This window comes from Chryseobacterium sp. MYb328 (assembly GCF_037572595.1).
GTDB lineage: Bacteria > Bacteroidota > Bacteroidia > Flavobacteriales > Weeksellaceae > Chryseobacterium > Chryseobacterium pennae.
On record NZ_JBBGZQ010000008.1, the window covers coordinates 149,831 to 171,863 of the forward strand.

Here is a 22,033-nt window from a genome sequence, read left to right on the forward strand (position 1 = left end):
TTTATTGTTATGAAAAATATATTTAAATTGATTATCCTTTTTGCATTATTTTCGTCTTATACTAAAATTAATGCTCAATTGGATACCTTAAAATACTTAAAGCAGTTTGAGGTAAATAAAACACAATATATTAATAAACCTTTTTCATTTTTATTGGATAAAATGACTCAGATTCAGCCCAAAACAGTCTGGCCAGTTCTTATTACTAATAAGAAAAGTGTCATCAGAGAATCTGAATTCAATTTTTGTGATAAAGAAAAAAGTTTTAATAATGTAATTAAGCTTTATATAACCTGGCAGGAAGAAATTCCAAGAAGTGATATAAAATATTATGAACAGAAAAATGGTTTTTATTTCACGGAAGAAGAACGCGTATTTTATGGAAACAAAATTGTGAAGGATATCTTAGTTTATCGTTGATAGAAAATTTTGTTCATGAAAAAAGTATTTAAGCTTACCTCTCTTTTTGCACTATTCTTATTTTACACTAAAAGTAATGCTCAACTGGATACATTAAACTATTTAAAAGCGTTTGAAGCGAATAAAGCTCAATATATAGGAAAACCTTTTTCAGGATTGCTTAATGATATGACAAAAATTCAGCCCAAAGCGATGTGGCACAATGGGCCTTTTAACAATAAAAATATAAGAACATCTTCTGATTTAGGTTTTTATGATTTGTCAAAAGGCTATGAATTTAATGCTATTACTTTTGTTGTATACTGGCAGGATCCTGTATCTGCAACAGATGCTAATTATTATAAAATTAAGAATAAGAATAACTTTACCTCTGAAGAAAAAAACTTCTTTGGTAACAAAATAATAAAAGATATAATGGTTTATCGTTGAGAATAAAGAAAACTAATAATAGATCTAAGGTATAGTATCCTGCATAAGAATTAAACAAGTTATGCTAAATAGTATTTTCCTGCTTCCAGCCCTTAATCAGGTTAATTATTGTTAAACATATAATTAGAGTGATCAGCATATTGGTCACTTTTTTTATTTGTATTACTTTTGTGCGATGCGTATTTTTAAATATTTAACGGTAGTTATTGTTCTTTTGGGAGGTGCTTATGCTGCTTCCATGTATTATTTTGTAGATGAAAGCAAGAATTTTACAGTTGAGAAAGAAATTGATTATCCGGTAGATAAAGTTTTTGGACAGTTCAATAATCTCCAGAATTTTACAAGATGGAACAACTTTTTTACCAGTTCACAGTCTATGGATATAGATTATTATACACCTTATGAAGGGAAGGGAAGTGCCATCAGTTACGTAGATAAAAAAAATGATACGGATGGCGAAATGTTCATTCGTTATGAGAACCTGAATAAGACCTTAAGATATCAGCTTTTTGAAGATGAAAATGAAAATCCGACCTTAGTTGATGTGAAATTCAAGCCTGTTTCTGCAGAAAAGACAAAAATTACCTGGTACGTACACACTCCTAAACTATCTGTCTGGAGAAGAGTAGAAAACTTCTGGACAGAGGACCGTTTTGCCGAAAATATCAACAAAAGTATGGTCAATCTTAAAAATTCATTAGGAAATAAGGTTGAAAAAGACAATCAGATGGCAGCGATCAAGTATGACAGTCTAGTCGTGGAGAATGAAGAAGATAAACTGTTGTTGGGGATCAATGTGAGTACCGCCAATAAAAAAGATGCCCTTTACAAAAATATCGTGATGAATTATAACAAAGTCTATAATTTTGTATCGATGGACCTTGGTAAAAAAGATGATGAATTTGGGTATCCGGTTCTGATGACTGATGCAGATAATTACAAAGACAAAGAAGTTTCTTACTTCCTCGGAATTCCACTTTCCAAGAAAATTGGAGTGTCTGACAATAATTTCAATTTTAGGTCTGTAAATCCATCACAAAACTACGTAATGTACTACAAAGGGAGCTATGAAGGCCGAATAAAAGCTATTCAGCAGTTGATTCTGAAAGCCAAAAAAGATGAGATGCGCTTCGGAGATATCCGTCAGACCTTTATAGAACGTCCGATGGAAGGTCAGGACGTGAACATGAAGCTCTCATTATCAGTGTATAAGTGATTTTTTTTTAATTATTTTTTTCTTAAGTTTTTTTAACGGTTTCAGACTGTTCTAACTCGGTTTTTTTTATTAAATTTGAAGATTAATTCTACAAATAAATTTTAATAAATAGATAAACTGTAATAATGGACAGATTTTCATTCCTAAACGCAGCTCATTCTCAGTTAATTGAGGATTTATACCAACAGTACTTAAAATTCCCGGATTCTTTAGAACCATCATGGAAAGCCTTCTTTCAAGGCTTCGATTTTGCTTTGGAGAACTACGGAGATGACGATAACATTCAATTTATTCAGGCCCCGGCCAACGCTGCTCCGGCAGTACAACAAATTTCTCAGGCAGTAACAAGCGGAGAAGTTCCTGAACACATCAAGAAAGAATTTAAAGTCGTAAACCTTATTGAGGCTTACAGAACAAGAGGGCACCTGTTTACAAAGACAAACCCAGTTAGAGAAAGAAGACACTATACCCCTACTTTAGATATCGAGAACTTCGGTCTCTCTACAGCAGATTTAAATACAAAATTCAACTGTGCTGTTGAAACAGGGATGAAAGAGCCTGCTACTTTAGCAGATCTGATCAAGCATCTTGAAAATATCTACTGTGATTCTATCGGGGTAGAATATACATACATCAACAACGTTGAAGAAAAAGATTTTATCAAAAAATGGCTTCAGGTAAACGAAAATCACCCAAGCCTTTCTGCGAATGAAAAAACAGAAATTTTATTAAAATTAAATCAGGCAGTAGCCTTTGAAAATTATCTTCATACAAAATTTGTAGGTCAGAAAAGATTCTCACTGGAAGGTGGGGAAACATTAATCCCAGCTTTAGATCAATTGATCTCAAGATCTTCTCAATTGGGAGTAGATGAAGTGGTATTAGGTATGGCTCACAGAGGAAGGCTAAATGTATTGTCAAACATCTTCGGAAAATCTTACAAGCAGATCTTCTCAGAATTTGAAGGAAAAGAATTCGAAGAAGATGTATTCTCAGGTGACGTTAAATATCACTTAGGATCATCTAAAAAGATCAAAACTGCTTCAGGAGAAGAAGTGTGTATCAACCTGACTCCGAACCCGTCTCACCTTGAAACGGTAGCAGCTTTAGTAGAAGGAATCTGCCGTGCGAAAGTAGATGATAAGTATAAAGACTATTCTAAAGTATTACCAATCATCATTCATGGTGACGGTGCTATTGCAGGACAGGGTATTGCTTATGAAGTAGCTCAGATGATGACTCTTGAAGGATACAGAACAGGTGGTACAGTTCACATTGTAGTAAACAACCAGGTATCTTTCACTACGAACTTCCATGATGCAAGATCTTCAACATACTGTACAGATATCGCAAAAGTTACAGAATCTCCTGTAATGCACGTAAATGCTGATGATGCAGAAGCAGTAGTTCACGCGATTCACTTTGCAGCAGATTTCAGAGCAAAATTCGGGAAAGATGTGTACATCGATTTATTAGGATACAGAAAATATGGTCATAACGAAGGGGATGAGCCAAGATTTACACAGCCTAACCTTTACAAGGCGATTTCTAAGCATCAGAACCCAAGAGAAATCTATAAAGATAAATTAATAAACGACAGCGTTATCTCTAACGATATCATCAAAAAGATGGAGGTTGACTTCAAAGCACTTTTAGATAAAGACTTTGATGCTTCCAAAGAGATCGAGAAAAACGTAATGGATCTGTTCATGGCTGAAGATTGGGTGGATTATCCAATCGGAAAGAGAGGGGCAGTCCAGTTACCTGTTGATACAAAATATGACTTAGCGAAGTTGAAAGAACTGGCGCTTACAATGTCAACACTTCCGGCTGATAAAAAGTTCATCAACAAGATTACAAGACTTTTCGAAAACAGAATCAAGGCTATTGAAGGAAACTCATTAGACTGGGCACTAGGAGAGTGGTTAGCCTATGCTACACTACTTGTAGAAGGTCACAATGTAAGAATCTCAGGAGAAGATGTAGAAAGAGGTACATTCTCTCACAGACATGCTGTTGTAAAAACAGAAGATACAGAAGAAGAATATATCCCGTTAAGACACGTCTCAGAAAGCAGATTTGACGTATTCAACTCTCACCTTTCAGAATACGGTGTTCTAGGTTTCGACTACGGATATGCAATGGCTTCTCCAAATACATTAACCATCTGGGAAGCTCAGTTCGGAGATTTCGTGAACGGTGCTCAGATCATCGTTGACCAGTACTTGGCAGCCGCAGAAGAAAAATGGAAAATCCAGGACGGATTGGTAATGTTATTGCCTCATGGTTCGGAAGGTCAGGGTGCAGAACACTCTTCAGCAAGATTGGAGAGATTCTTAACACTTTGTGCTAATGAAAATATGGTAGTGGCAAATATTACTTCCCCTGCCAACTACTTCCACTTATTGAGAAGACAGTTGAAATGGGCGTTCAGAAAGCCATTGATTGTAATGAGTCCTAAATCTTTATTGAGACACCCTAAAGTAGTTTCTCCACTTGAAGATTTCGCAACAGGTTCATTCCAGCCAATCTTAGATGATCCAACTGCAGATCCTAAAAAAGTAGAAAAATTAGTTCTTTGTTCAGGTAAACTGTACTTCGAATTATTAGCGAAAAAAGAAGAATTAAACTGTGAAAACATTGCATTAGTAAGATTCGAACAGTTGTATCCACTTCAGACAGATGCTATTGAAGCGATTTTCAGTAAATACGAAAACAGAACACAATTGGTATGGGCTCAGGAAGAGCCTGAAAACATGGGAGCTTGGTCTTATATCCTGAGAAACTTCAGAGATACAGGAATCCAGGTAGTATCTCCTGTACCAAGTGGTGCTCCGGCTCCAGGTAGCCATAAGATGTTTGAAAAAAATCAAAATGCAGTGATCAACAGAGTTTTCGACAGAGACGATGCTCCTGCAAAAAGACCTGTTACAGCTTAATTTAAATAATATCCAATTAAAAAATAAAAAATACTCGATATGTCAGTTTTAGAAATGAAAGTTCCTTCACCGGGCGAATCAATCACAGAAGTTGAAATTGCAACTTGGCTAGTAAAAGATGGTGATTATGTAGAAAAAGATCAACCTATCGCTGAAGTAGACTCAGACAAAGCAACTCTTGAATTGCCGGCAGAACAAAGTGGTGTTATCACTTTAAAAGCAGAAGAAGGTGAGGTAGTACAAGTAGGTCAGGTAGTTTGTTTAATTGATATGGATGCTGCAAAACCAGCTGGTGGTGCACCTGCTGCTGAAGCTCCAAAACAGGAAGAAGCTCCAAAAGCTGCTGAACCTGCTAAACAAGAAGCTCCTAAACCAGCTGCTCCGGTTGCTGCTCCACAAACTTATGCTACAGGAGCTCCTTCTCCATCTGCTAAGAAGATCCTTGACGAAAAAGGAATGGATGCTGCACAGGTTTCAGGAACAGGAAGAGACGGAAGAATCACTAAAACTGATGCTGAATTAGCTGCAGTTCCTGCATTAGGAGGAAACTCTCTTACAGGTGCTAGATCTACCACTACAACTAAACTTTCAGTTTTAAGAAGAAAAATCGCTCAGAGACTAGTTTCTGTGAAGAATGAAACAGCGATGTTAACAACTTTCAACGAAGTTGACATGTCTGAAATCTTCAGATTAAGAAAACTATATAAAGAAGAATTTGCTCAAAAGCATGGAGTTGGACTTGGTTTCATGTCTTTCTTTACAAAAGCGGTTACAAGAGCATTAGAAATGTACCCTGATGTAAATGCATCTATCGACGGAGATTACAAAATAAACTATGATTTCTGCGATATTTCAATTGCAGTTTCAGGCCCTAAAGGATTAATGGTTCCTGTATTGAGAAATGCAGAAAACATGTCTTTCAGTGCAGTTGAAGCAAACATCAAAGATCTTGCTACAAAAGTAAGAGACGGTAAAATTACAGTTGACGAAATGACTGGTGGTACTTTCACGATTACAAACGGTGGTACTTTCGGATCTATGTTGTCTACACCAATCATCAACCCGCCGCAATCTGCAATCTTAGGAATGCACAACATCATCCAGAGACCAGTTGCTGTTGACGGGCAGGTAGTAATCAGACCAATGATGTACGTAGCAATGTCCTATGACCACAGAATTATCGACGGAAAAGAATCTGTAGGATTCCTGGTAGCGGTAAAAGAAGGTATCGATAATCCTGTTGAAGTATTAATGGGAGGTAACGAAAGAAAAGGCCTTGGGTTATAGTTTTTAATAAAATTATAATGTAAATATATAATCTCGCCTTAAAAAAGGCGAGATTTTTGTATCTATTAAGAAAATACTACAATGATGTTTTCAAAAATGACTTCCAATATCAAAGTTTCAGTAATACCTGAATATGATAGTAAAAACAGTTATCCATCTGAAAACCGTTATGTTTTCAAGTACAATATCACTATAGAAAATGACGGAAGCTTTCCTATAAAAGTACTGAAAAGAAAATGGCTCATCTTCGATGTAGGATTCGGATTCACAGAAATTATAGGTGACGGGATTATCGGTCTGACTCCGGAGATCGGAACAGATGAAAATTTTGCCTACTTCTCTAATGTAATGCTTCGTTCCGGAGTAGGAAGTATGAGTGGGAAATACCTTGTTAAAAACCTTGAAACACAGGAAACTTTCGAGATTGATATCCCAAAATTTAACCTGCTTTCAGAAGTTTTAAGTAATTAAAATTATTCTTTAATAAATTGATGTCTGCTAATACCACTTTGAGATTTTACTTCCATAAAGTAGCCCCCTTTCAGCAGGTTAGAGACATTGATTTTAGCATCAGTAGAATGATTCTGAAGAATTAATTTTCCTTCTGTATTATACACTTTTATCCACTCAATACGTTCTGCATTTTTAAGATGAACAGAGCCCTCTTTTACAGGATTAGGGTAAAGTGCTATTGCTTTACCAGACAGGGGTAAGTAGGTGTTATTTGTCCCCAGAGTACCATTTTCGTAATATGCCTGATCCCCGGCATCGTTGATTATAATAAGCGTTTTTACTCCATTGGCAAAGATAATCTGATAGTTAAAGGAGGTAGTTCCCATACTGAAATAACCTGTATATTGATTATTAAAAGCTGTGTTTTCCGGCATTGTACAGTTTGGTGTATTGCCACCACCGGCACCAAGAGTCCAGACATTGAAGCTGCTGGCCGTTATTTCACTGTCATAAATTAATGCCCATATACTTCCTCCACAGATAGGACTCATCATATTTGTTAATGCATTAGGAGCAGATGGAGAGTTGGGGGAAGTTGAAAAAGTTAAAACAGGGCTTCCCATTTCACTGTTTTGTGGAAGATTGTAAGTAATGTTATTTCTTACTACTTTCTTTAAATTCCAGTCTATATTATGGAGTTGTGTTTGTGCATACGTAAAACTACCGACAATCGCGGTAAGAGAAAGTAAAAGTCTTTTCATGGTTTTTGTTTTAAAGTTACAGTTTTTTGATATATTTTTTCAATATTGATTCATCTATTTCTTCATTTCTTGTGATAAAGAGTCTTTCAAAAGCCAATAAGGATATTTTTGCACAAACTTCAGCATCAGCACCTGCTCTATGATGATTAAACTGAATCTGATGATATTCAGCCAAAGGCTTTAAGCCATATTTTGGAAGGTAATTCCATGATTTTTTGGCCAGCTGTATACTGCACAGATAATTCAATTTAGGAGTAAACATTCCATAATGTTGAAAGCAACCTCTTAAAACAGATGCATCAAAACTTGCATTATGGGCAATCATCAGTGTTCCATACATCAATTCCTGCGCTTCATGCCAGATCTCATCAAATGTAGGAGCATCCTGCACATCTTCAGGCTGGATTCCATGCACTGCGATATTAAATTTATTGAAGTAGGGGAAACTTGGTGGTTTTATCAGCCATGTTTTGGTCTCTACAATTTTGGAATCCTGCACTACACAGATTCCCATCTCACAAGCAGAGTTTTTTTCATGAGTAGCTGTTTCAAAATCTATTGCGCAGAAATCCATTTAGATAATTTGATATTTAAAATTTGAAGTTTGAAGTTTAATATTGGTAAGTGATAACCCTTCCGATCTAAAAATACTCTGAATACTGAGAGCATTTCTATCGTATTTATTATTTTTTATTTCCGCCCAAAAAATGGTTAAATATTAGCCATTTCGACTGATAGAACTGATGTTTCTGATTTTTCTGGCGAAGTTTCCAGGTTCCGGGAAGCTGCCCGTAGAAACCAAAATGTGCTCTTACAACTGCCCAAAGGTGAGGAAATCCATGTTTTAATCCAAAATAAATTCCCGCGACACCATCCAGACACAGCCTGAAAAAAATGAGCCAGATCAGTTTGGGAAATGGCAGGTTTTTCAACATCATAGACAGGTTGTTTCTGATATTTAAATAGGTTTTCTGAGCGCTCTGTTTATTCAACGTTCCACCTCCTACGTGATATACCTTAGATTTTCCGGTATAAAAGATTTTTTTATCAGAATTAATAAGCCTCCAGCAAAGATCAATTTCCTCTTGATGGGCAAAGAAACGTTCATCAAATCCCTTCTGTTCCCAAAAATCTTTGGAACGTATAAAAAAGCAACATCCTGATGCCCAGAAAATTTCTGTTTCATCATCATATTGTCCCTTATCTTCTTCAAGATCATCAAAAACACGTCCTCTGCAGTAAGGATACCCCAGATTATCGATCAAACCACCTCCGGCACCTGCGAATTCAAATTTTTTTTTGTTATCGTAGGATAAAATCTTAGGTTGAATAGCAGAAATTTCAGAATCCTTTTCAAACAGAGTCAATATAGGCTCTATCCAGTTTTCAGTAACCTCTACATCAGAATTGAGAAGACAGTAATATTCATTTGTTATTTCCTTTAATCCTGTATTATAACCACCGGCAAATCCATAATTTTTATCGTTTTTAATGATTTTTACTGTTGGAAAATTGGTATTGAGAAATGCTATAGAATCATCTGTAGAAAGATTGTCAATAACATAAATATCTGCATTTTGAGAAAACTGTACTACACTTGGAAGAAATTTTTCCAGCCAGTTTTTCCCATTCCAGTTTAAGATGGCAACCGCCAGTTTTTTCTGCATGTACATCTAATTGTTTTCAGGATCAAAAAATTTGATAGAATCCTGGTACTTCCACTTTCGGTGAGACCAAAGATAATTGTCCGGATGCTTATGTAAGGTATTTTCAAGCATTTTGTGGAATTTTCTTACCACTTCATGTTCAGAGAATTTTTCCTGATCCGGATAGATCCTGTAGTAATTGACCTGGTAATACCCACGTTTTACTTTTTTCATTTCACAATAAATAAAAGCAAGATCCATTCGGGTCGCCAGTTTATCATACCCTATGAAAGCAGGGGTTCTCTGATTCATAAATTCTAATCCGTAGGTAACATGGGAAAAATGCGGAGTCTGGTCTGCTACAAACATATAGATAGAATTTCCGTCATTTTTATTTCTGAAAATATTAAGAATGACTTCGTTTGCTTCCAAAGCCTCATTTCCGAATTTGTTCCTGACTTTTTTCATCTGATTTTCCCAAAAACTGCTATTCACCTTTCTGTATACAGGGTGACAGTGTTTTTGAGGGACAATTCTTGCCAAAGCATTAATCCATTCCCAGTTAAAAACATGACCCGCGAGAAGAATGATATTTTTACCTTCCTTTTGCACTTCATGAAATACATCCTGATTAATGTGTTGCATTCTTACTCTGGATTCCGTTTCAGAGATGCTGAATGATTTGATGGTTTCTACCAGATAATCAGAGAAATTGCGATAGAATTTTTTTCGGATTTTCCGAATCTCCTCTTCAGATTTATCAGGAAAGGAATTGATAAGATTTTGGGTAATTACCTTCTTTCTATAGCCTACCAGATAATAATTTAGGAAGAACATAACGTCCGAAAAAATATATAATATTCTAAGCGGAAGTTTTGAGATGAAATATAATATTTTAATTAAGAAGCTCATAAAACAGGCAAATTTAGTAATAATAAAATTATGGTTCTATTTTTGTAGGGAGATAAGTATTATTTTTTTACTTTTATGTTATGAAAAAATTGACATTGATCGCTTTTCTGGGATTAAGCACTTTTGCTTTTTCACAGGATGTAAAGAACTTACCCGATAAAGGAAAGCAAAAAACGGCTCTTATTGTACCGACCGAACAGAAAGAACTGGACGCGAAGAAGAAAGCTGCTGAAGAAAAAGCAAAACTTCCTAAGCCCTATAATCCAAAGGCTGATGCTCAGGCAGATATTAATAAATTGGTTGCTCAGGCTAAGAAGGAAGGGAAAAATATTATGATCCAGGCAGGTGGGAACTGGTGCATCTGGTGTCTTCGATTCAATAATTTTGTACAGGAAACTCCTGAATTGAAACAGCTCGTAGATAAGAACTACTTATATTACCATTTGAATTATTCTCCGGATAATAAAAATGAGAAAGTTTTTGCTCAGTACGATAATCCTGGTGAAAAATTCGGGTATCCGGTGTTTATTGTTTTGGATAAAGACGGAAAGATGATTAAGGTTCAGCAGAGTGATGTATTCGAAGAAGGAAAAGGATACAGCAAGGAAAAGGTAAAAGAATTCTTCAATACCTGGAAGCCTAAAGCATAAAAATTCAAAAGGTTGTTTCTACTGGAAACAACCTTTTTTATTTTGTATAATAAATAGACTTAATTTGTAAGCTCTGTGAGAATTATAAAAATCTTTTAATCCAGCTTAATTTCTTTTCAGAATAAGGCGGATATTTAATATTAGGTTCACCCCATGTTGCTTTTTCAAGAACTGCTTTTTGATGAGAGAAAGTCTCAAAGCCAAATTTACCGTGATAATTTCCGATTCCTGAACTTCCTACACCTCCAAAGGGTAGATGATCATTGCTTAAATGCATCACAACATCATTGATACATCCGCCTCCGAAAGACAATCTTTGTGTAAAGTTTTCCTTTTCTTCAGTATTATTAGTGAAAAGATAAGCAGCCAGAGGCTTTTCCAGTTCCAATACTGAATTCAGAGCCATATTGTAGTTTTTAAAACTGATAACAGGTAAGAGAGGCCCGAAAATTTCTTCCTGCATGATCTGATCATTCCCATCTATATGATGAAGAATAGTAGGTTCTATATATCGTTTTTCTTCATCATAATTACCACCAAAATATATTTTTTCTTTATCAATAAGATTGATTAACCGCTGAAAATTTCTTGTATTGATGATCATGGTATATTGTTCTGAATCAGGATCGTATTTGAATTCTTGAATGTATTTTCTCAACATTTCCAGAAATTGTTCCTGTATGGATTCTTCCACTAATAAATAATCGGGAGCAACACAGGTCTGTCCGGCATTCAGAAATTTTCCCCAGACAATTCTTTTGGCTGCAATTTCAAGATTGGCATTTTTGGTGATAATGGCCGGTGATTTTCCGCCCAATTCAAGAACAACGGGTGTTAAATGTTCTGCGGCAGCTTTGTATACTATTTTTCCCACTTTAGTACTTCCTGTAAAGAAGATTTTGTCAAATTTCAGTTTCAGAAGTTCTGTAGTTTCATCAATTCCACCTTCATATACATACAAATATTCAGGAGGAAAGTTTTCATTGATGATCATGGACATTGCTTTCATGGTATTTTCTGCGATCTCACTTGGTTTCAGAATACAGCAGTTTCCGGCAGCAATAGCAGCTATAACAGGAGATAGGGATAATTGATAAGGATAATTCCATGCTCCGATTACCAGAATATTACCAAAGGGTTCAGAATGGATCTTACTTTTTCCAAGCTGATTCACCAGATTAGTGCTTACTTTTTGAGGTTTGGCAAGCGATTTTAAATTTTTCAGATAATATTCAATATCATTCAGAATAAAGGAAATCTCTGTAGTGAAGGTATCGAATTTAGATTTGCCGAAATCTTTGTAAATCGCTTCGTAAAGCATATTTTCGTTGGAAATGATAAGATTTCTGAGCTTTTCAAGATACATTTTTCTAAAGGCAAGACTTTTCGTTTGCTGTGTTTTGAAAAAGTCTCTCTGACTCTGTAAAATTTGTTCAATTTCCATACGTAAGTTTTTTCTGTTGAATGTAAGTACTGATGTAATACTGTAACGGAAAACAAGCAACAATAAGCTGGCCAAAGTAGGGGTTGGGCTGGAAGTTGGAGTACTTTTACACGTTTAGGAAATGATCTTTATTTTTATTAGAATTAGCTATTAAAATAAACTACAGTTATTCTTTAGTGTTGCAGAAACTTGCTTTCTTTCTGCCTCCAGTTTCCTCACTTTTTCCTTACATAATATTCCTTACTGCTATTTTCACCGGATGATAAAGAAGCAAAAGGAGAGCTGTAATAAAAGCCAGCCAGAATAAGCCTGTAAATATCTCCATATTGGAAAGCAGAATAGATTGAGCTGTTATTTTTACTTTAAAAGCTCCTGCAGTCAGGGAAAGGGATTCATTAACCGGAATTTTTGAGATGTTAGCTCCAAAAATTTGGTTCCATTGGCTGTAGAAAACAGGATTGGTGTCTGTAAGATTGAAACTTAGAACATCCGAATGCTTTAACGTTAAAAATAGCATTACGTTTTGCATTAAGGCATATCCACTGGCAGTGGCCCAGAAACGGGTAGTGGTTCCCATTGCACTGGCATTGGCCACATATTTCTCCGGCATTCCTGAAATTAGAAAGAATACCAAAGGAGTAAACAATAGACCTTGCGCCACTCCCTGCAGGAATAAAGGTGGACAGATGGTGGCAAGTGTAGTATCCGGATAAAAGGTATAGGTAAACCATGCACAGTCAATTGCCAATAAAAGGAATCCTGTAAAAAAGACGATTCTGGAAGAAACACCACGAACCAGGCATATTCCTGATAAAAGTACACCGATAAGTGTTCCTACCACATTCCAGTACTGAATGTTGACAATATAATCCCATGGCCATTTCCATACAGTTGCCATAATACTGTACACATTATTTAATCCGGAACGGATGAGATAAAAAATGAAGAACAAGATCATTCCCACAATTACATTTTTAGAACTGAAAACTTCAAAATGAAATAAAGGACGTTTTGAATTCCTCTGTTTCAATATAAATAAACCACCGGAAATTAGAAATATACACAAACAAATAATGATGGAATCAGATTCAAACCACATCAGTCTTTTCCCATAGATGATGGCATAGGCTCCGGCCTGAAGGCAAACCCAAAGCAAAAACCAACTTGGAATATCCATTTGATATAATGGCTTTTTAGGAAAGAAACGGTTTCTGTTAAAAATGACAAAACCCAGAATCAAAACGAAAACATGGAAATATGCCATCATTAAAATCATATGTCGGTAATCATAATCCTGAATGCTTGATTTAAGTAAGGTAGTAGTCACTGTTCCTCCCGTCAGCATAAGCGCATACATGAAAAGATAGGCAATAACTTTGGCATGTTTTGTTTTTAATTCAGCTATGATTAACGGTAGAAAGATAGCTCCTTCCAGTAATCCAAAGAATCCCTCTAAAAAGCGGATCACCAAAATCACATGATAATCATTGGTGACAGATAGGATATACAGAAGAATCACTGAAACAGAAGACATCAGCAGTACATAATACTTTACGCTGAAATAAGACATAAACCGCTGTAAAACTAAAAGGGTAACTACAAATGTTCCATACATCAGCATCATCAGGTATTGAATGTCATCCGAATCTACATCCATAAAAGAAGAAGTGAAGGCACTATTGGAATGTAGCAATGACAACAACATGATGTGGGGAAATAATGCCAGTATAAGAAGAGGCAATTTCAGCCATTGAGGCAGCCATTTATGATAAACTGTATTGTGTTGCATAGTTGTTGAGAAGCTGATAAAGTCTATGAATTAGCTTTTCAGCTATTTGGTATAATAAAAGTGCGAAAAGACAAAAGAGCAAAGGGTGTAAAAGGTAAAATGACAAATATGTTTAAAGAAAAAATTGAACAGATCTGTATTTTGCGGTCTTGCCTTTTCGCAGAAAAATAATATTAATTTGAAGATTTGGAAATGAGTTAATTTGGAAATGATAATAAACCGAATATTTTTGTACTCTAATACTCTAATACTCTAATACTCTAATACTCTAATACTCTAATACTCTAATACTCTAATACTCTAATACTCTAATACTCTAATACTCTAATACTCTCAAACCTAAATCTTCTTAGCACTCACCAGAACATTCATTCCGGAAAGCAGTTTCTCATTGTCTTTGCTGTGATCAAGTATGATTTTTACTGGAAATCTCTGTTCAATTTTTACAAAGTTTCCTGTTGCATTATCTGGTTTTACGAGAGAGAACTGAGATCCTGATGCAGGAGAGATAGAAACGATTTTTCCTTTAAATTCAACATCGGGATAAGCATCTGCCGTAATAATGACTTCCTGGTTTTGATCAATCTGGCCAATCTGGGTTTCTTTATAATTGGCAATAATCCATTTTTCTTTACTTACCATCTGAACCAATGCCTGTCCTTCTTTAATAAGCTGCCCTTCCTGAATCGTCTTTTTTCCCACCCAGCCATCATAAGGGGCAGTAATAACGGTGTATGAAAGGAATAGTTTAGCATTATTCAGGTTGGCTGAACTCTGCTGAATCTGGCTCTTAGCAGGAGCTACTTTTGTTTGTTGTTCATTAGCTCCAGCTTTAACAGCATTTTTCTGCTGTTCCAATGCCAAAAGATTGGCTTTTGACTGTTCGTAAGAAGCCTTTACGTTTTCAAACTCCTGTTCTGTGGCAGCATCTTCAGCCAGTAGATTTTTATATCTTTTATAGTCCTGTTCCGTTCTCCAGATATCAATTCTTGCAGATGCAATTTTAGCATCAACGATTTTTGTATCACTTTCCTTTGTACTGACACTGCTTTGAATCGTTGTGATATTTTCAGTAGTAGTATTTAGATTGGCTTCAGCCATATGTACCTGATTAACGAATTCTCTGTTGTCAATAACGATTAAAGTGTCTCCTTTGCGTACAAACTGATTTTCATTAAACTTTATAGTCTTGATGAAGCCTGATACCTTACTGGAGACCGGTGTGATATACTGTTCGATCTGTGCATCGTTGGTAGTAACATTTTTTCTCGAAAAAAGATAGAAGCTTACCATTCCTGTGACGCCGCTGATAATGAGGATCCAAGCCAGTAAAGTGATTGTCCTGTTGATTCTTTTTTCCTTTTGTGTCAGTTGTTTCTGTGCCATAGTTTTTATAAGTTTCCAATCGTATATTGGAGTTGATAATATTTTAATTGTCTGTTGATTTTTACGGAGATAAGATTGGATTCTGCTTCCAGATAAGTATTGTCAGCATCAATAAGTTCAGTGATAAGACTTAGTTTATTCACATATTTTGTTCTTACAATACGGTAGTTTTCCTTAGCCTGATCAATAGCTTCTTCAGCGATTTTTACTTTCTGATCAGTTTCTTCAAACTTTTTATAGGCTTCATACACATTGTGTCTTATCTTTTCCTCATTTTCTTCGATCTGAAGCTTGGCCAGATCAATATTTTCTCTGGATTCCTGCATTTTGTATTTGTTTTTATACAGGTTTTCGATAGGATAGGTAAGGTTCAGCCCGATCATTCCTAAGCGGTAAGCATAAGGCTCAGGCGGAAAGAACATCATATTCGGATACTTCAGAAAATATTCTCCACCGGCAGTCACTTTGGGTAAATAACCAGCCTTAGTGATCTTCTGGTCCAGTTCCTTTAATGAAAGATTTTTATGGGTAATTTCAACCGATTCATTTTTGTTTAAAGCGGTCTCCGTCAGATCATCAATATAAGGAATTGCTGCCTTATCCGAGATCAGATCCTCTGTATCTACATGCATTTCCTGAGACTCAGGCAGTGAAAGAAGGGTTTTAAGCTTATGTTCTGCAATCTGTATGTCATTATTCAGTTCTGTCCAGCTCATTTTATGGTTGGAAAGCTGTAATGAAGTTCTTAACACTTCGTTTACTGTTACCACTCCGTTCGCTTTAAGGGTTTTTACCTGTTTGATGTTAACTGAATCTTCCTTCATTTTGTCATTAATAAGACTTTGTTGTTCTTTCAAATGATGAATCTGAAGGAATCCTGTAATCACTTCCATTGTGAGCTCTCTTTCATCCAGATGCGTTCTTAAAGCTGAAATTTCAGTGTCAATGGCTGCTTTTTTCTCAGTATTCTTTATTTTTCCACCCATATAGACTGGAATAGATGCTGATAATGTGAAATCATACATCCCATTGATGGCATCATATTTTGTGGGTTTATTCAATACACCATCCTGATACTGAAAAAGATTAGTGACCTGATTATAGCTGGTATGAAATTCAATATCCGGGAGTTTTTCCATTTTCAGGTCTTTTTCCTTTGTAGTGGACATTTCCTGTTTTAAATGGCTTATCCGGATATTTTTGTTGTTTTTTAAACCTATTTCTATAGCCTGTTGAAGGCCAAGGTGCTGGTAATCTATCATCTGTGAGTGTAAAAGGTTGCCCAATAATAAGCACAACGCTATGCACTGATATCGGCATGCGTTTAATATCATATTCATAAATTAATTAAAGGATTTTTGCTAAAATGATTTTGATACTGCAAATTTACGACGATGGTCAGCAGACACGATTTGTGAAACCAGAAAAAGATTTGTTCATTTACGCCATTTTAAAAATTATTCCTATCTTTATTTCATGAATGACAGTCATTTTAAAGCCGTAGAGGATGATGATGCCGAATTTTACGTGTATCATGTGCTTACCGGAAATATCACAACCGATATTCATTATCACAGTTCTGCACAATTAGTCTATGCAGAAGGAGGTATTGTGCATGTTTTTACCGATTTAAAACATTGGTATCTTCCGGCAAGATGTTTTATGTGGATTCCGGCCGGAACGCCGCATTATCTTTTTTCTACCAGCCCCAAAGTGGATTTATATAATTTTTATATAAAAAAAGAAGAAGGCGAAAATAGCTTTTTTGATGAAATTAATATTTATTCAGTCAATGAATTACTTCGGGAGATGATTTTATATACCAAAGACTGGAATGGGAAAATCACAAAAAATGATCATTCTAAATATTATTTTCTCAAAGCACTTAAAGGGGTTTTACAGGAAAAGAAACATAAACATTTAGCATTTCCGATACAGCATCCTTTTCCCAAAGATGAAACTTTACTGAAGATTGCAAGATATATTCATGCTAATCTTGAGAAGCCTCTAACGATTGAATCTACGGCCAAAGAGTTCGGAATGGGAACAAGAACCCTTTCCAGGAAATTCAAAGAGATTTTGGGCATGAATTACGTCCGTTTCCTGAGAGCTTTGAGAATTACCCGTTCTTTAGAGTTAATGCTGGAAGGGAAATATAATATGTATGAGATTGCCATGATGGTGGGGTACAATAGTTTGTCTTCTTTCAGTAATATTTTCAAAAAAGTAATTGGAGTTGCCCCAACTGAATACCAGCAGAAATTAAGAGGAGACAGGTAGTTGGATTAGAATATTTGAGAGTTTTAGAGTAGGAGAGTGTATGGTGAATGTTTCAAGTTGTAGTATAATGCAGTTATGACAATGTTACCAGTCGTATAAATTAGTTATATAAGCTAAACAGAGCACTTTGACAAAAATTTATTAAAACACGCTATATTTCCCTTCTCTGAAGGAGTGGCTTTTTGCAAAGCAAAAAGGCGGGGTAGTCTGGGCAGTAGCATTATTTAATCTAAAACCACAAAAAAACCACCTCAAATAAATGAAGTGGTCTTGTATGATGAGAAAATCTCAGAGGCTTATTAAGCTTCTTCAGATTTAACTTCTTCTTTTTTTGCAGCAGGTGCAGCTACAACTGGAGCGTCAGATACGATATCGAATTCGAAATTGTACTCAACGTTTCTGTGTAATCTGATGTTTGCAGTTACTTTACCAGTTCTCTTAATAGTGTTCCCTGGAATTTTGATGTATTTCTTCTCTACAGAAACTCCAGCTTTAGCAAGAGCAGCAGAAAGATCTGCATTGTTGATAGATCCGAATAATTTATCACCAGAACCTACTTTTGCAGGAATAGTAATAGAAGTTTTCTTCAATTGATCTACTACAGTGTTAGCAGCAGCGATTAATTTAGCTTCTTCTTCTTTTCTAGCTTCCAAAGTAGCTTCAAGAGCAGCTTTGTTTTTAGGTGTAGCTAAAAGTGCAATTCCTTGAGGAAGTAAGAAGTTTCTTGCATAACCTGGCTTTACACTTACTGTATCAAACTCAAGTCCTAAGTTTTCTACGTCTTGTTTTAGGATAATATCCATTGTTGTTGTCCTTTTTTTAGATTTTAGAATGCTCTAAAATCAAGTTAGAATTAATTATTTATTCAGCAACAAAAGAAGAGATTGCTCTCTTCTTTTATTTATTTTTTGTCTTATTTCAATAAGTCAGCTACGTAAGGTAGTAAAGAAAGGTGTCTTGCTCTTTTGATAGCAGCAGAAACTTTTCTTTGGTATTTTAAAGAAGTTCCAGTGTATCTTCTTGGTAAGATTTTACCTTGCTCGTTTACAAACTGTAATAAGAAATCAGCATCTTTGTAATCAACGTGCTTAATTCCGTATTTTTTGAATCTACAATATTTCTTTTCAGATTTTGTATTGATATCAAGTGGAGTAAGGAATTTTACTTCTGATTCTCCTCCAGCTGAGGCTTGTTTAGCCATTTCATCTATTGCCATGTCTTGTCTTTTTTAAAAAATAGGGTTAATAATTAAGCTTTAGCTGCTTTTACTTTAGTTCTTCTCGTTACAGCGTACTCAATAGCATGCTTGTCTAGTTTTGTAGTAAGGTAACGGATTACTCTCTCGTCACGCTTAAATGCTAATTCTAAATCAGCAACTACAGTACCTTCACCTTTAAACTCGATTAAAGTATAGAACCCATTCTTTTTCAATTGGATAGGGTAAGCTAATTTTTTTAATCCCCAATTTTCTTTAGCAACGATTTCGCAGTTCTTTTCTTTGATAAGATCTACATACTTGTTCACTGCTTCCTCTACCTGTGACTCAGATAGAACGGGAGTTAAAATGAAAACAGTTTCGTAATTGTTCATAATGTTAAAATATTTGTTAATTATTTCGAGGTGCAAAATTAGATAATATATTTGTAATATGCAAGAGTACTTATGAAATAATGGAGTGTTAATAACTGAATTTTGAGCATTGATGGTATTTTGTGTACTTTTGCCGGAAGAATTTTTTATTTCATGAAAACTAAAATTTATACGCTGCCGTTGTTGCTGTTGGGAGTTATCAGCTATTCACAGGATAAAATTTCCAAGAAAAATGGGACCTCTTTTGATGCTAAGATTATTGAAGTTGGGGGTTCAGATGTTACTTACAAAGAGTTGGATTATCTGGATGGGCCTGTTCATTCTTTAAAGAAATCAGAAATTTACAAAATCACCTATGGTAATGGTAAAGAAGATCTTCTGGGTAAATACCATAATGTTGATGAAGTGAAGACTTTTATTGCTGATAAAATTAAAGTATTTGGGGCAGACCGGGATAATGGGATGCTAAGGCTTGCTGCTGAATTCGAAGGAAATAATATAAGAATAAATTCAGTAGATAAAAATGGAAAGCTTTATTATGAAGGAGATTTGTGGGACCTGAGCAAAGTAGTGGAATTTCACAAAGTATCAAAAAGAAAAAATGGTGATGCATTTTTAAATATTGTAACCTATAAAGTGAAAAGATCAAGTGAAAAACTGGATAAGCTGGTCATTAGAATCATTAATTATGGAATTGCTGAAGAACTATCAGAAGCTTTTAAAGATTTAAATATAATGCTTAAAAAAGACCTGTAACAGGTCTTTTTTTATTAAAGAGTTTCGTCTTTTCTTATTTCTGTTAAAAAATTCACTTTCAATACATCATACAAAGAATGTCGGCTCACCAGAATAGAGGCAATAGAAGAAACCATACCGGCAAGCATCAGATGAAAAATTAAAGAATGCCTATCGGTCATTTCTAAAACAATGATCGCTGATGTAAACGGAGCCCGTGTAATTCCGGTAAGAAAAGCAACCATTCCACCAAGAACAACAACATTGGTTTCATTAGGGGTTAAATGAATAAGCCCTGAAATAACAGAACCAATACTGGCTCCTGCAGATAAAGCAGGGGCAAAAATACCACCGGCCCCCCCGGAAGTAAAAGACAGGGCAGGGCCCAGCATCCTTAAAACAGGAACATACCAGTCCTCATGTTTATTCTTTGTAAAAAGAACCCGTTCCATAATCTCTTTCCCTGATCCTAATATTTCCCGGTTAATAAAATAGGCAATTGATGCAATGATCAGGGCACAGATAACCAGAAATACTACATTGGCCTTATCCGTTTTCAGAGTTCTCTTTTTCCAGCCATTGATCTTAAGCATAATCACAGAAAGCTGACTCGCCAGAATACCTGCTGCAGCAGCTACAAGTACGATGGGAAACATGACCATCAGGGAAACATCATTGGTTTTGGGATACCCTAAATACAAGTAGGATCCTGCTAATGTCTGAGCCGTTAAACCAGCGATGATGACGGCCGTAAATAAAGCGGTTTTAAAATAATTAATGTGCGTTTTCGATAATTCTTCTACAGCAAATACAATTCCGCCCAGAGGAGTATTAAAAGCGGCTGCCAGTCCGGCTGCAGCTCCGGTCATGATCATATTTTTTTTGGAAATCTTTGGCCACCAATCAGGAAGATACTCATTAACTTTCCTGAAAACAGAACCTGCAATCTGAATGGTAGGTCCTTCACGTCCTACAGCGCCGCCGCCAATAACCAATACAACAGATGAAGCAATTTTAAATATAATAATTTTCAGACTTAAAAGGCTTCTAATCTTTTTATGTTCTTTAGGATTAGCAAGTTCCACTGCTGCCATTACTTGCGGAATTCCGCTTCCTTTGGCATTGGGTGCAAATTCTTTAACCAGCCACCAGGAAAGAACGAATCCAACGGGGGCAATAATGAAGATCATCCATGCATGCCAGTCAAAGATAAAATTCATGAGGTTTTCGCCCCAGGCAAAGAGTTGGGCATATAATACGGCAAAGAATCCGGTGATCACAGAGCCGATCCAAAAGGGAATAGCCTGAAGAAGATTGTATTTCAGCTGCTCATTCCGGATATTGTCAAAGGATTTTTTAACAGATTGACGAAGAATAGCAAAGATTTTCAGCATTTGTAGGTTTTGAAGGATGAAATTACGGCAAAAAAACCGAAACTTATATTTCTTCTAAAAATTTTGAAATAATTAAAGCATTCTCAAGACTCAATGCCTTTGGTATTCTCAAGCCTGCAATGTTGTTTTTAATCTCTATTTTAAAATCCTCATCAGCAATAGATTTTATGATTTCTTTTCTGTCAAGGCTCAGGAATGTCATCGTTTTGGAAGGATCACTGCCCAGAACATAGAAGTCTTTAAAGTCTTTGTTTTCTTTAGAATTGATGGTTGAACTACTGAATATTCCAGCGATTCTGTCTGCCAGTTTTTTCTTATTGATAGAAATAAAACCAAAGTCTTCATTTATTTCCTTTAAGCCCCAAACTTCCAGTGAATCATACTTATCCGTCATACGGGCCCCTCTGATGGATGTTCCTACCAGATTAACAATGAAAAGGTAAAAAGTAATGGTTTTACTTTTGGTTGTAATTCTGTAACAGAGTTTAGGTTCCTGCAAAAAGTTTATATCCTGGGATTTGAACTTACTGTATGGGGAATTTTCAATATCTACCACTGAAATATCATAGAGTGCAGATAACTGCTCATAGATTTCAAAAATTAGCTCTTCGTCATTTTTGGAAAAATCAAATAATTTGGTAACATAGAGTTTTCTGAAATCAAGTTCCATTTTGTAATAGTTTGTTTAAAGGTAGAATTATT

General features: G+C 35.6%; 22 protein-coding genes. 9 read left to right on the forward strand and 13 right to left on the reverse strand.

Annotated elements, in window-relative coordinates; genetic code table 11:
- Window positions 1-9 precede the first annotated feature (9 nt).
- The 6 genes from WH267_RS10495 (at window position 10) to apaG (ending at window position 6,762) form a co-directional block, all read left to right on the forward strand.
- Window positions 10-420, forward strand: coding sequence for a hypothetical protein (locus WH267_RS10495; protein ID WP_340008023.1), 411 nt, complete (start codon window positions 10-12; stop codon window positions 418-420).
- 15 nt (window positions 421-435) lie between these two features.
- Window positions 436-849 (forward strand): hypothetical protein, encoded by a 414-nt coding sequence (locus WH267_RS10500; protein WP_340008025.1) that lies wholly within the window; start codon window positions 436-438, stop codon window positions 847-849.
- 175 nt (window positions 850-1,024) lie between these two features.
- Window positions 1,025-2,065 (forward strand): polyketide cyclase, encoded by a 1,041-nt coding sequence (locus tag WH267_RS10505; protein WP_340008027.1) that lies wholly within the window; start codon window positions 1,025-1,027, stop codon window positions 2,063-2,065.
- 125 nt (window positions 2,066-2,190) lie between these two features.
- The gene (locus WH267_RS10510) at window positions 2,191-5,004 is read left to right on the forward strand and encodes a 2-oxoglutarate dehydrogenase E1 component (RefSeq protein ID WP_115973375.1); all 2,814 of its coding nucleotides are present in this window, start codon (window positions 2,191-2,193) and stop codon (window positions 5,002-5,004) included.
- A gap of 39 nt (window positions 5,005-5,043) precedes the next feature.
- Complete coding sequence (gene odhB, locus WH267_RS10515) at window positions 5,044-6,291, forward strand: 2-oxoglutarate dehydrogenase complex dihydrolipoyllysine-residue succinyltransferase (RefSeq protein ID WP_340008029.1); 1,248 nt, start codon at window positions 5,044-5,046, stop codon at window positions 6,289-6,291.
- Window positions 6,292-6,372: 81 nt separating this feature from the next.
- Window positions 6,373-6,762: a Co2+/Mg2+ efflux protein ApaG gene (apaG, locus tag WH267_RS10520; RefSeq protein ID WP_115973377.1), complete on the forward strand. Its 390-nt coding sequence runs from the start codon at window positions 6,373-6,375 to the stop codon at window positions 6,760-6,762.
- Window positions 6,763-6,764: 2 nt separating this feature from the next.
- Here the strand turns inward: apaG and WH267_RS10525 are convergent, their stop codons facing one another.
- The 4 genes from WH267_RS10525 to WH267_RS10540 form a co-directional block, all read right to left on the reverse strand.
- Window positions 6,765-7,505: a T9SS type A sorting domain-containing protein gene (locus tag WH267_RS10525; RefSeq protein ID WP_340008031.1), complete on the reverse strand. Its 741-nt coding sequence runs from the start codon at window positions 7,503-7,505 to the stop codon at window positions 6,765-6,767.
- A 16-nt stretch (window positions 7,506-7,521) separates the two neighbouring features.
- Window positions 7,522-8,079, reverse strand: a complete 558-nt coding sequence (locus WH267_RS10530) for a 3'-5' exonuclease (protein ID WP_340008033.1) — start codon at window positions 8,077-8,079, stop codon at window positions 7,522-7,524.
- A gap of 109 nt (window positions 8,080-8,188) precedes the next feature.
- Window positions 8,189-9,172, reverse strand: coding sequence for a glycosyltransferase family 2 protein (locus WH267_RS10535; protein ID WP_340008035.1), 984 nt, complete (start codon window positions 9,170-9,172; stop codon window positions 8,189-8,191).
- A 6-nt stretch (window positions 9,173-9,178) separates the two neighbouring features.
- Window positions 9,179-10,063: a lysophospholipid acyltransferase family protein gene (locus WH267_RS10540; protein ID WP_340008037.1), complete on the reverse strand. Its 885-nt coding sequence runs from the start codon at window positions 10,061-10,063 to the stop codon at window positions 9,179-9,181.
- Between the two features lie 80 nt (window positions 10,064-10,143).
- Here WH267_RS10540 and WH267_RS10545 point away from each other — a divergent pair, with 80 nt between their 5' ends.
- Window positions 10,144-10,713: a thioredoxin family protein gene (locus WH267_RS10545; RefSeq protein WP_115973381.1), complete on the forward strand. Its 570-nt coding sequence runs from the start codon at window positions 10,144-10,146 to the stop codon at window positions 10,711-10,713.
- Window positions 10,714-10,795: 82 nt separating this feature from the next.
- Here WH267_RS10545 and WH267_RS10550 read toward each other — a convergent pair whose 3' ends face one another.
- The 4 genes from WH267_RS10550 to WH267_RS10565 all read right to left on the reverse strand — a co-directional run bounded on the left by WH267_RS10550 (window position 10,796) and on the right by WH267_RS10565 (window position 16,672).
- The gene (locus tag WH267_RS10550; RefSeq protein WP_340008040.1) at window positions 10,796-12,157 is read right to left on the reverse strand and encodes an aldehyde dehydrogenase; all 1,362 of its coding nucleotides are present in this window, start codon (window positions 12,155-12,157) and stop codon (window positions 10,796-10,798) included.
- Window positions 12,158-12,383: 226 nt separating this feature from the next.
- Complete coding sequence (locus WH267_RS10555) at window positions 12,384-13,946, reverse strand: MFS transporter (protein WP_340008042.1); 1,563 nt, start codon at window positions 13,944-13,946, stop codon at window positions 12,384-12,386.
- 339 nt (window positions 13,947-14,285) lie between these two features.
- Complete coding sequence (locus WH267_RS10560; RefSeq protein WP_340008044.1) at window positions 14,286-15,332, reverse strand: HlyD family secretion protein; 1,047 nt, start codon at window positions 15,330-15,332, stop codon at window positions 14,286-14,288.
- 5 nt (window positions 15,333-15,337) lie between these two features.
- Window positions 15,338-16,672, reverse strand: a complete 1,335-nt coding sequence (locus WH267_RS10565) for a TolC family protein (protein WP_340008046.1) — start codon at window positions 16,670-16,672, stop codon at window positions 15,338-15,340.
- 136 nt (window positions 16,673-16,808) lie between these two features.
- Between WH267_RS10565 and WH267_RS10570 the strand changes: the two genes are divergently transcribed.
- On the forward strand, window positions 16,809-17,612 hold the full coding sequence (locus tag WH267_RS10570; RefSeq protein ID WP_340008048.1) for an AraC family transcriptional regulator: 804 nt from the start codon (window positions 16,809-16,811) through the stop codon (window positions 17,610-17,612).
- Between the two features lie 299 nt (window positions 17,613-17,911).
- Here WH267_RS10570 and rplI read toward each other — a convergent pair whose 3' ends face one another.
- The 3 genes from rplI to rpsF all read right to left on the reverse strand — a co-directional run bounded on the left by rplI (window position 17,912) and on the right by rpsF (window position 19,202).
- Window positions 17,912-18,415, reverse strand: coding sequence for a 50S ribosomal protein L9 (rplI, locus tag WH267_RS10575; RefSeq protein WP_115973386.1), 504 nt, complete (start codon window positions 18,413-18,415; stop codon window positions 17,912-17,914).
- A gap of 110 nt (window positions 18,416-18,525) precedes the next feature.
- Window positions 18,526-18,828: a 30S ribosomal protein S18 gene (gene rpsR, locus WH267_RS10580; protein ID WP_034706728.1), complete on the reverse strand. Its 303-nt coding sequence runs from the start codon at window positions 18,826-18,828 to the stop codon at window positions 18,526-18,528.
- Between the two features lie 32 nt (window positions 18,829-18,860).
- Entirely contained in the window at window positions 18,861-19,202 is a 342-nt protein-coding gene (rpsF, locus tag WH267_RS10585; protein ID WP_103235592.1) for a 30S ribosomal protein S6, read from the reverse strand.
- Between the two features lie 153 nt (window positions 19,203-19,355).
- On the opposite strand from rpsF, the gene WH267_RS10590 reads away from it, so the two are divergent.
- Entirely contained in the window at window positions 19,356-19,958 is a 603-nt protein-coding gene (locus WH267_RS10590; RefSeq protein ID WP_115973387.1) for a hypothetical protein, read from the forward strand.
- A 14-nt stretch (window positions 19,959-19,972) separates the two neighbouring features.
- Here WH267_RS10590 and WH267_RS10595 read toward each other — a convergent pair whose 3' ends face one another.
- Window positions 19,973-21,331 carry a chloride channel protein gene (locus tag WH267_RS10595; protein WP_340008054.1) on the reverse strand — a complete coding sequence of 453 codons (1,359 nt, stop codon included), beginning with the start codon at window positions 21,329-21,331 and terminating at the stop codon, window positions 19,973-19,975.
- Window positions 21,332-21,374: 43 nt separating this feature from the next.
- Complete coding sequence (locus WH267_RS10600) at window positions 21,375-22,001, reverse strand: hypothetical protein (RefSeq protein ID WP_340008056.1); 627 nt, start codon at window positions 21,999-22,001, stop codon at window positions 21,375-21,377.
- Window positions 22,002-22,033 lie beyond the last annotated feature (32 nt).

Coding starts and splice junctions, on each gene's coding strand:
- WH267_RS10600 (WP_340008056.1), bottom strand. CDS start 22,001: ATGGAACTTGATTTCAGAAAACTCTATGTTACCAAATTATTTGATTTT.
- WH267_RS10550 (WP_340008040.1), bottom strand. CDS start 12,157: ATGGAAATTGAACAAATTTTACAGAGTCAGAGAGACTTTTTCAAAACA.
- WH267_RS10595 (WP_340008054.1), bottom strand. CDS start 21,331: ATGCTGAAAATCTTTGCTATTCTTCGTCAATCTGTTAAAAAATCCTTT.
- WH267_RS10540 (WP_340008037.1), bottom strand. CDS start 10,063: ATGAGCTTCTTAATTAAAATATTATATTTCATCTCAAAACTTCCGCTT.
- WH267_RS10590 (WP_115973387.1), top strand. CDS start 19,356: ATGAAAACTAAAATTTATACGCTGCCGTTGTTGCTGTTGGGAGTTATC.
- WH267_RS10530 (WP_340008033.1), bottom strand. CDS start 8,079: ATGGATTTCTGCGCAATAGATTTTGAAACAGCTACTCATGAAAAAAAC.
- apaG (WP_115973377.1), top strand. CDS start 6,373: ATGATGTTTTCAAAAATGACTTCCAATATCAAAGTTTCAGTAATACCT.
- rpsF (WP_103235592.1), bottom strand. CDS start 19,202: ATGAACAATTACGAAACTGTTTTCATTTTAACTCCCGTTCTATCTGAG.
- rplI (WP_115973386.1), bottom strand. CDS start 18,415: ATGGATATTATCCTAAAACAAGACGTAGAAAACTTAGGACTTGAGTTT.
- WH267_RS10495 (WP_340008023.1), top strand. CDS start 10: ATGAAAAATATATTTAAATTGATTATCCTTTTTGCATTATTTTCGTCT.
- WH267_RS10570 (WP_340008048.1), top strand. CDS start 16,809: ATGAATGACAGTCATTTTAAAGCCGTAGAGGATGATGATGCCGAATTT.
- WH267_RS10535 (WP_340008035.1), bottom strand. CDS start 9,172: ATGCAGAAAAAACTGGCGGTTGCCATCTTAAACTGGAATGGGAAAAAC.
- odhB (WP_340008029.1), top strand. CDS start 5,044: ATGTCAGTTTTAGAAATGAAAGTTCCTTCACCGGGCGAATCAATCACA.
- WH267_RS10545 (WP_115973381.1), top strand. CDS start 10,144: ATGAAAAAATTGACATTGATCGCTTTTCTGGGATTAAGCACTTTTGCT.
- rpsR (WP_034706728.1), bottom strand. CDS start 18,828: ATGGCAATAGATGAAATGGCTAAACAAGCCTCAGCTGGAGGAGAATCA.
- WH267_RS10505 (WP_340008027.1), top strand. CDS start 1,025: ATGCGTATTTTTAAATATTTAACGGTAGTTATTGTTCTTTTGGGAGGT.
- WH267_RS10555 (WP_340008042.1), bottom strand. CDS start 13,946: ATGCAACACAATACAGTTTATCATAAATGGCTGCCTCAATGGCTGAAA.
- WH267_RS10560 (WP_340008044.1), bottom strand. CDS start 15,332: ATGGCACAGAAACAACTGACACAAAAGGAAAAAAGAATCAACAGGACA.
- WH267_RS10510 (WP_115973375.1), top strand. CDS start 2,191: ATGGACAGATTTTCATTCCTAAACGCAGCTCATTCTCAGTTAATTGAG.
- WH267_RS10525 (WP_340008031.1), bottom strand. CDS start 7,505: ATGAAAAGACTTTTACTTTCTCTTACCGCGATTGTCGGTAGTTTTACG.
- WH267_RS10500 (WP_340008025.1), top strand. CDS start 436: ATGAAAAAAGTATTTAAGCTTACCTCTCTTTTTGCACTATTCTTATTT.
- WH267_RS10565 (WP_340008046.1), bottom strand. CDS start 16,672: ATGAATATGATATTAAACGCATGCCGATATCAGTGCATAGCGTTGTGC.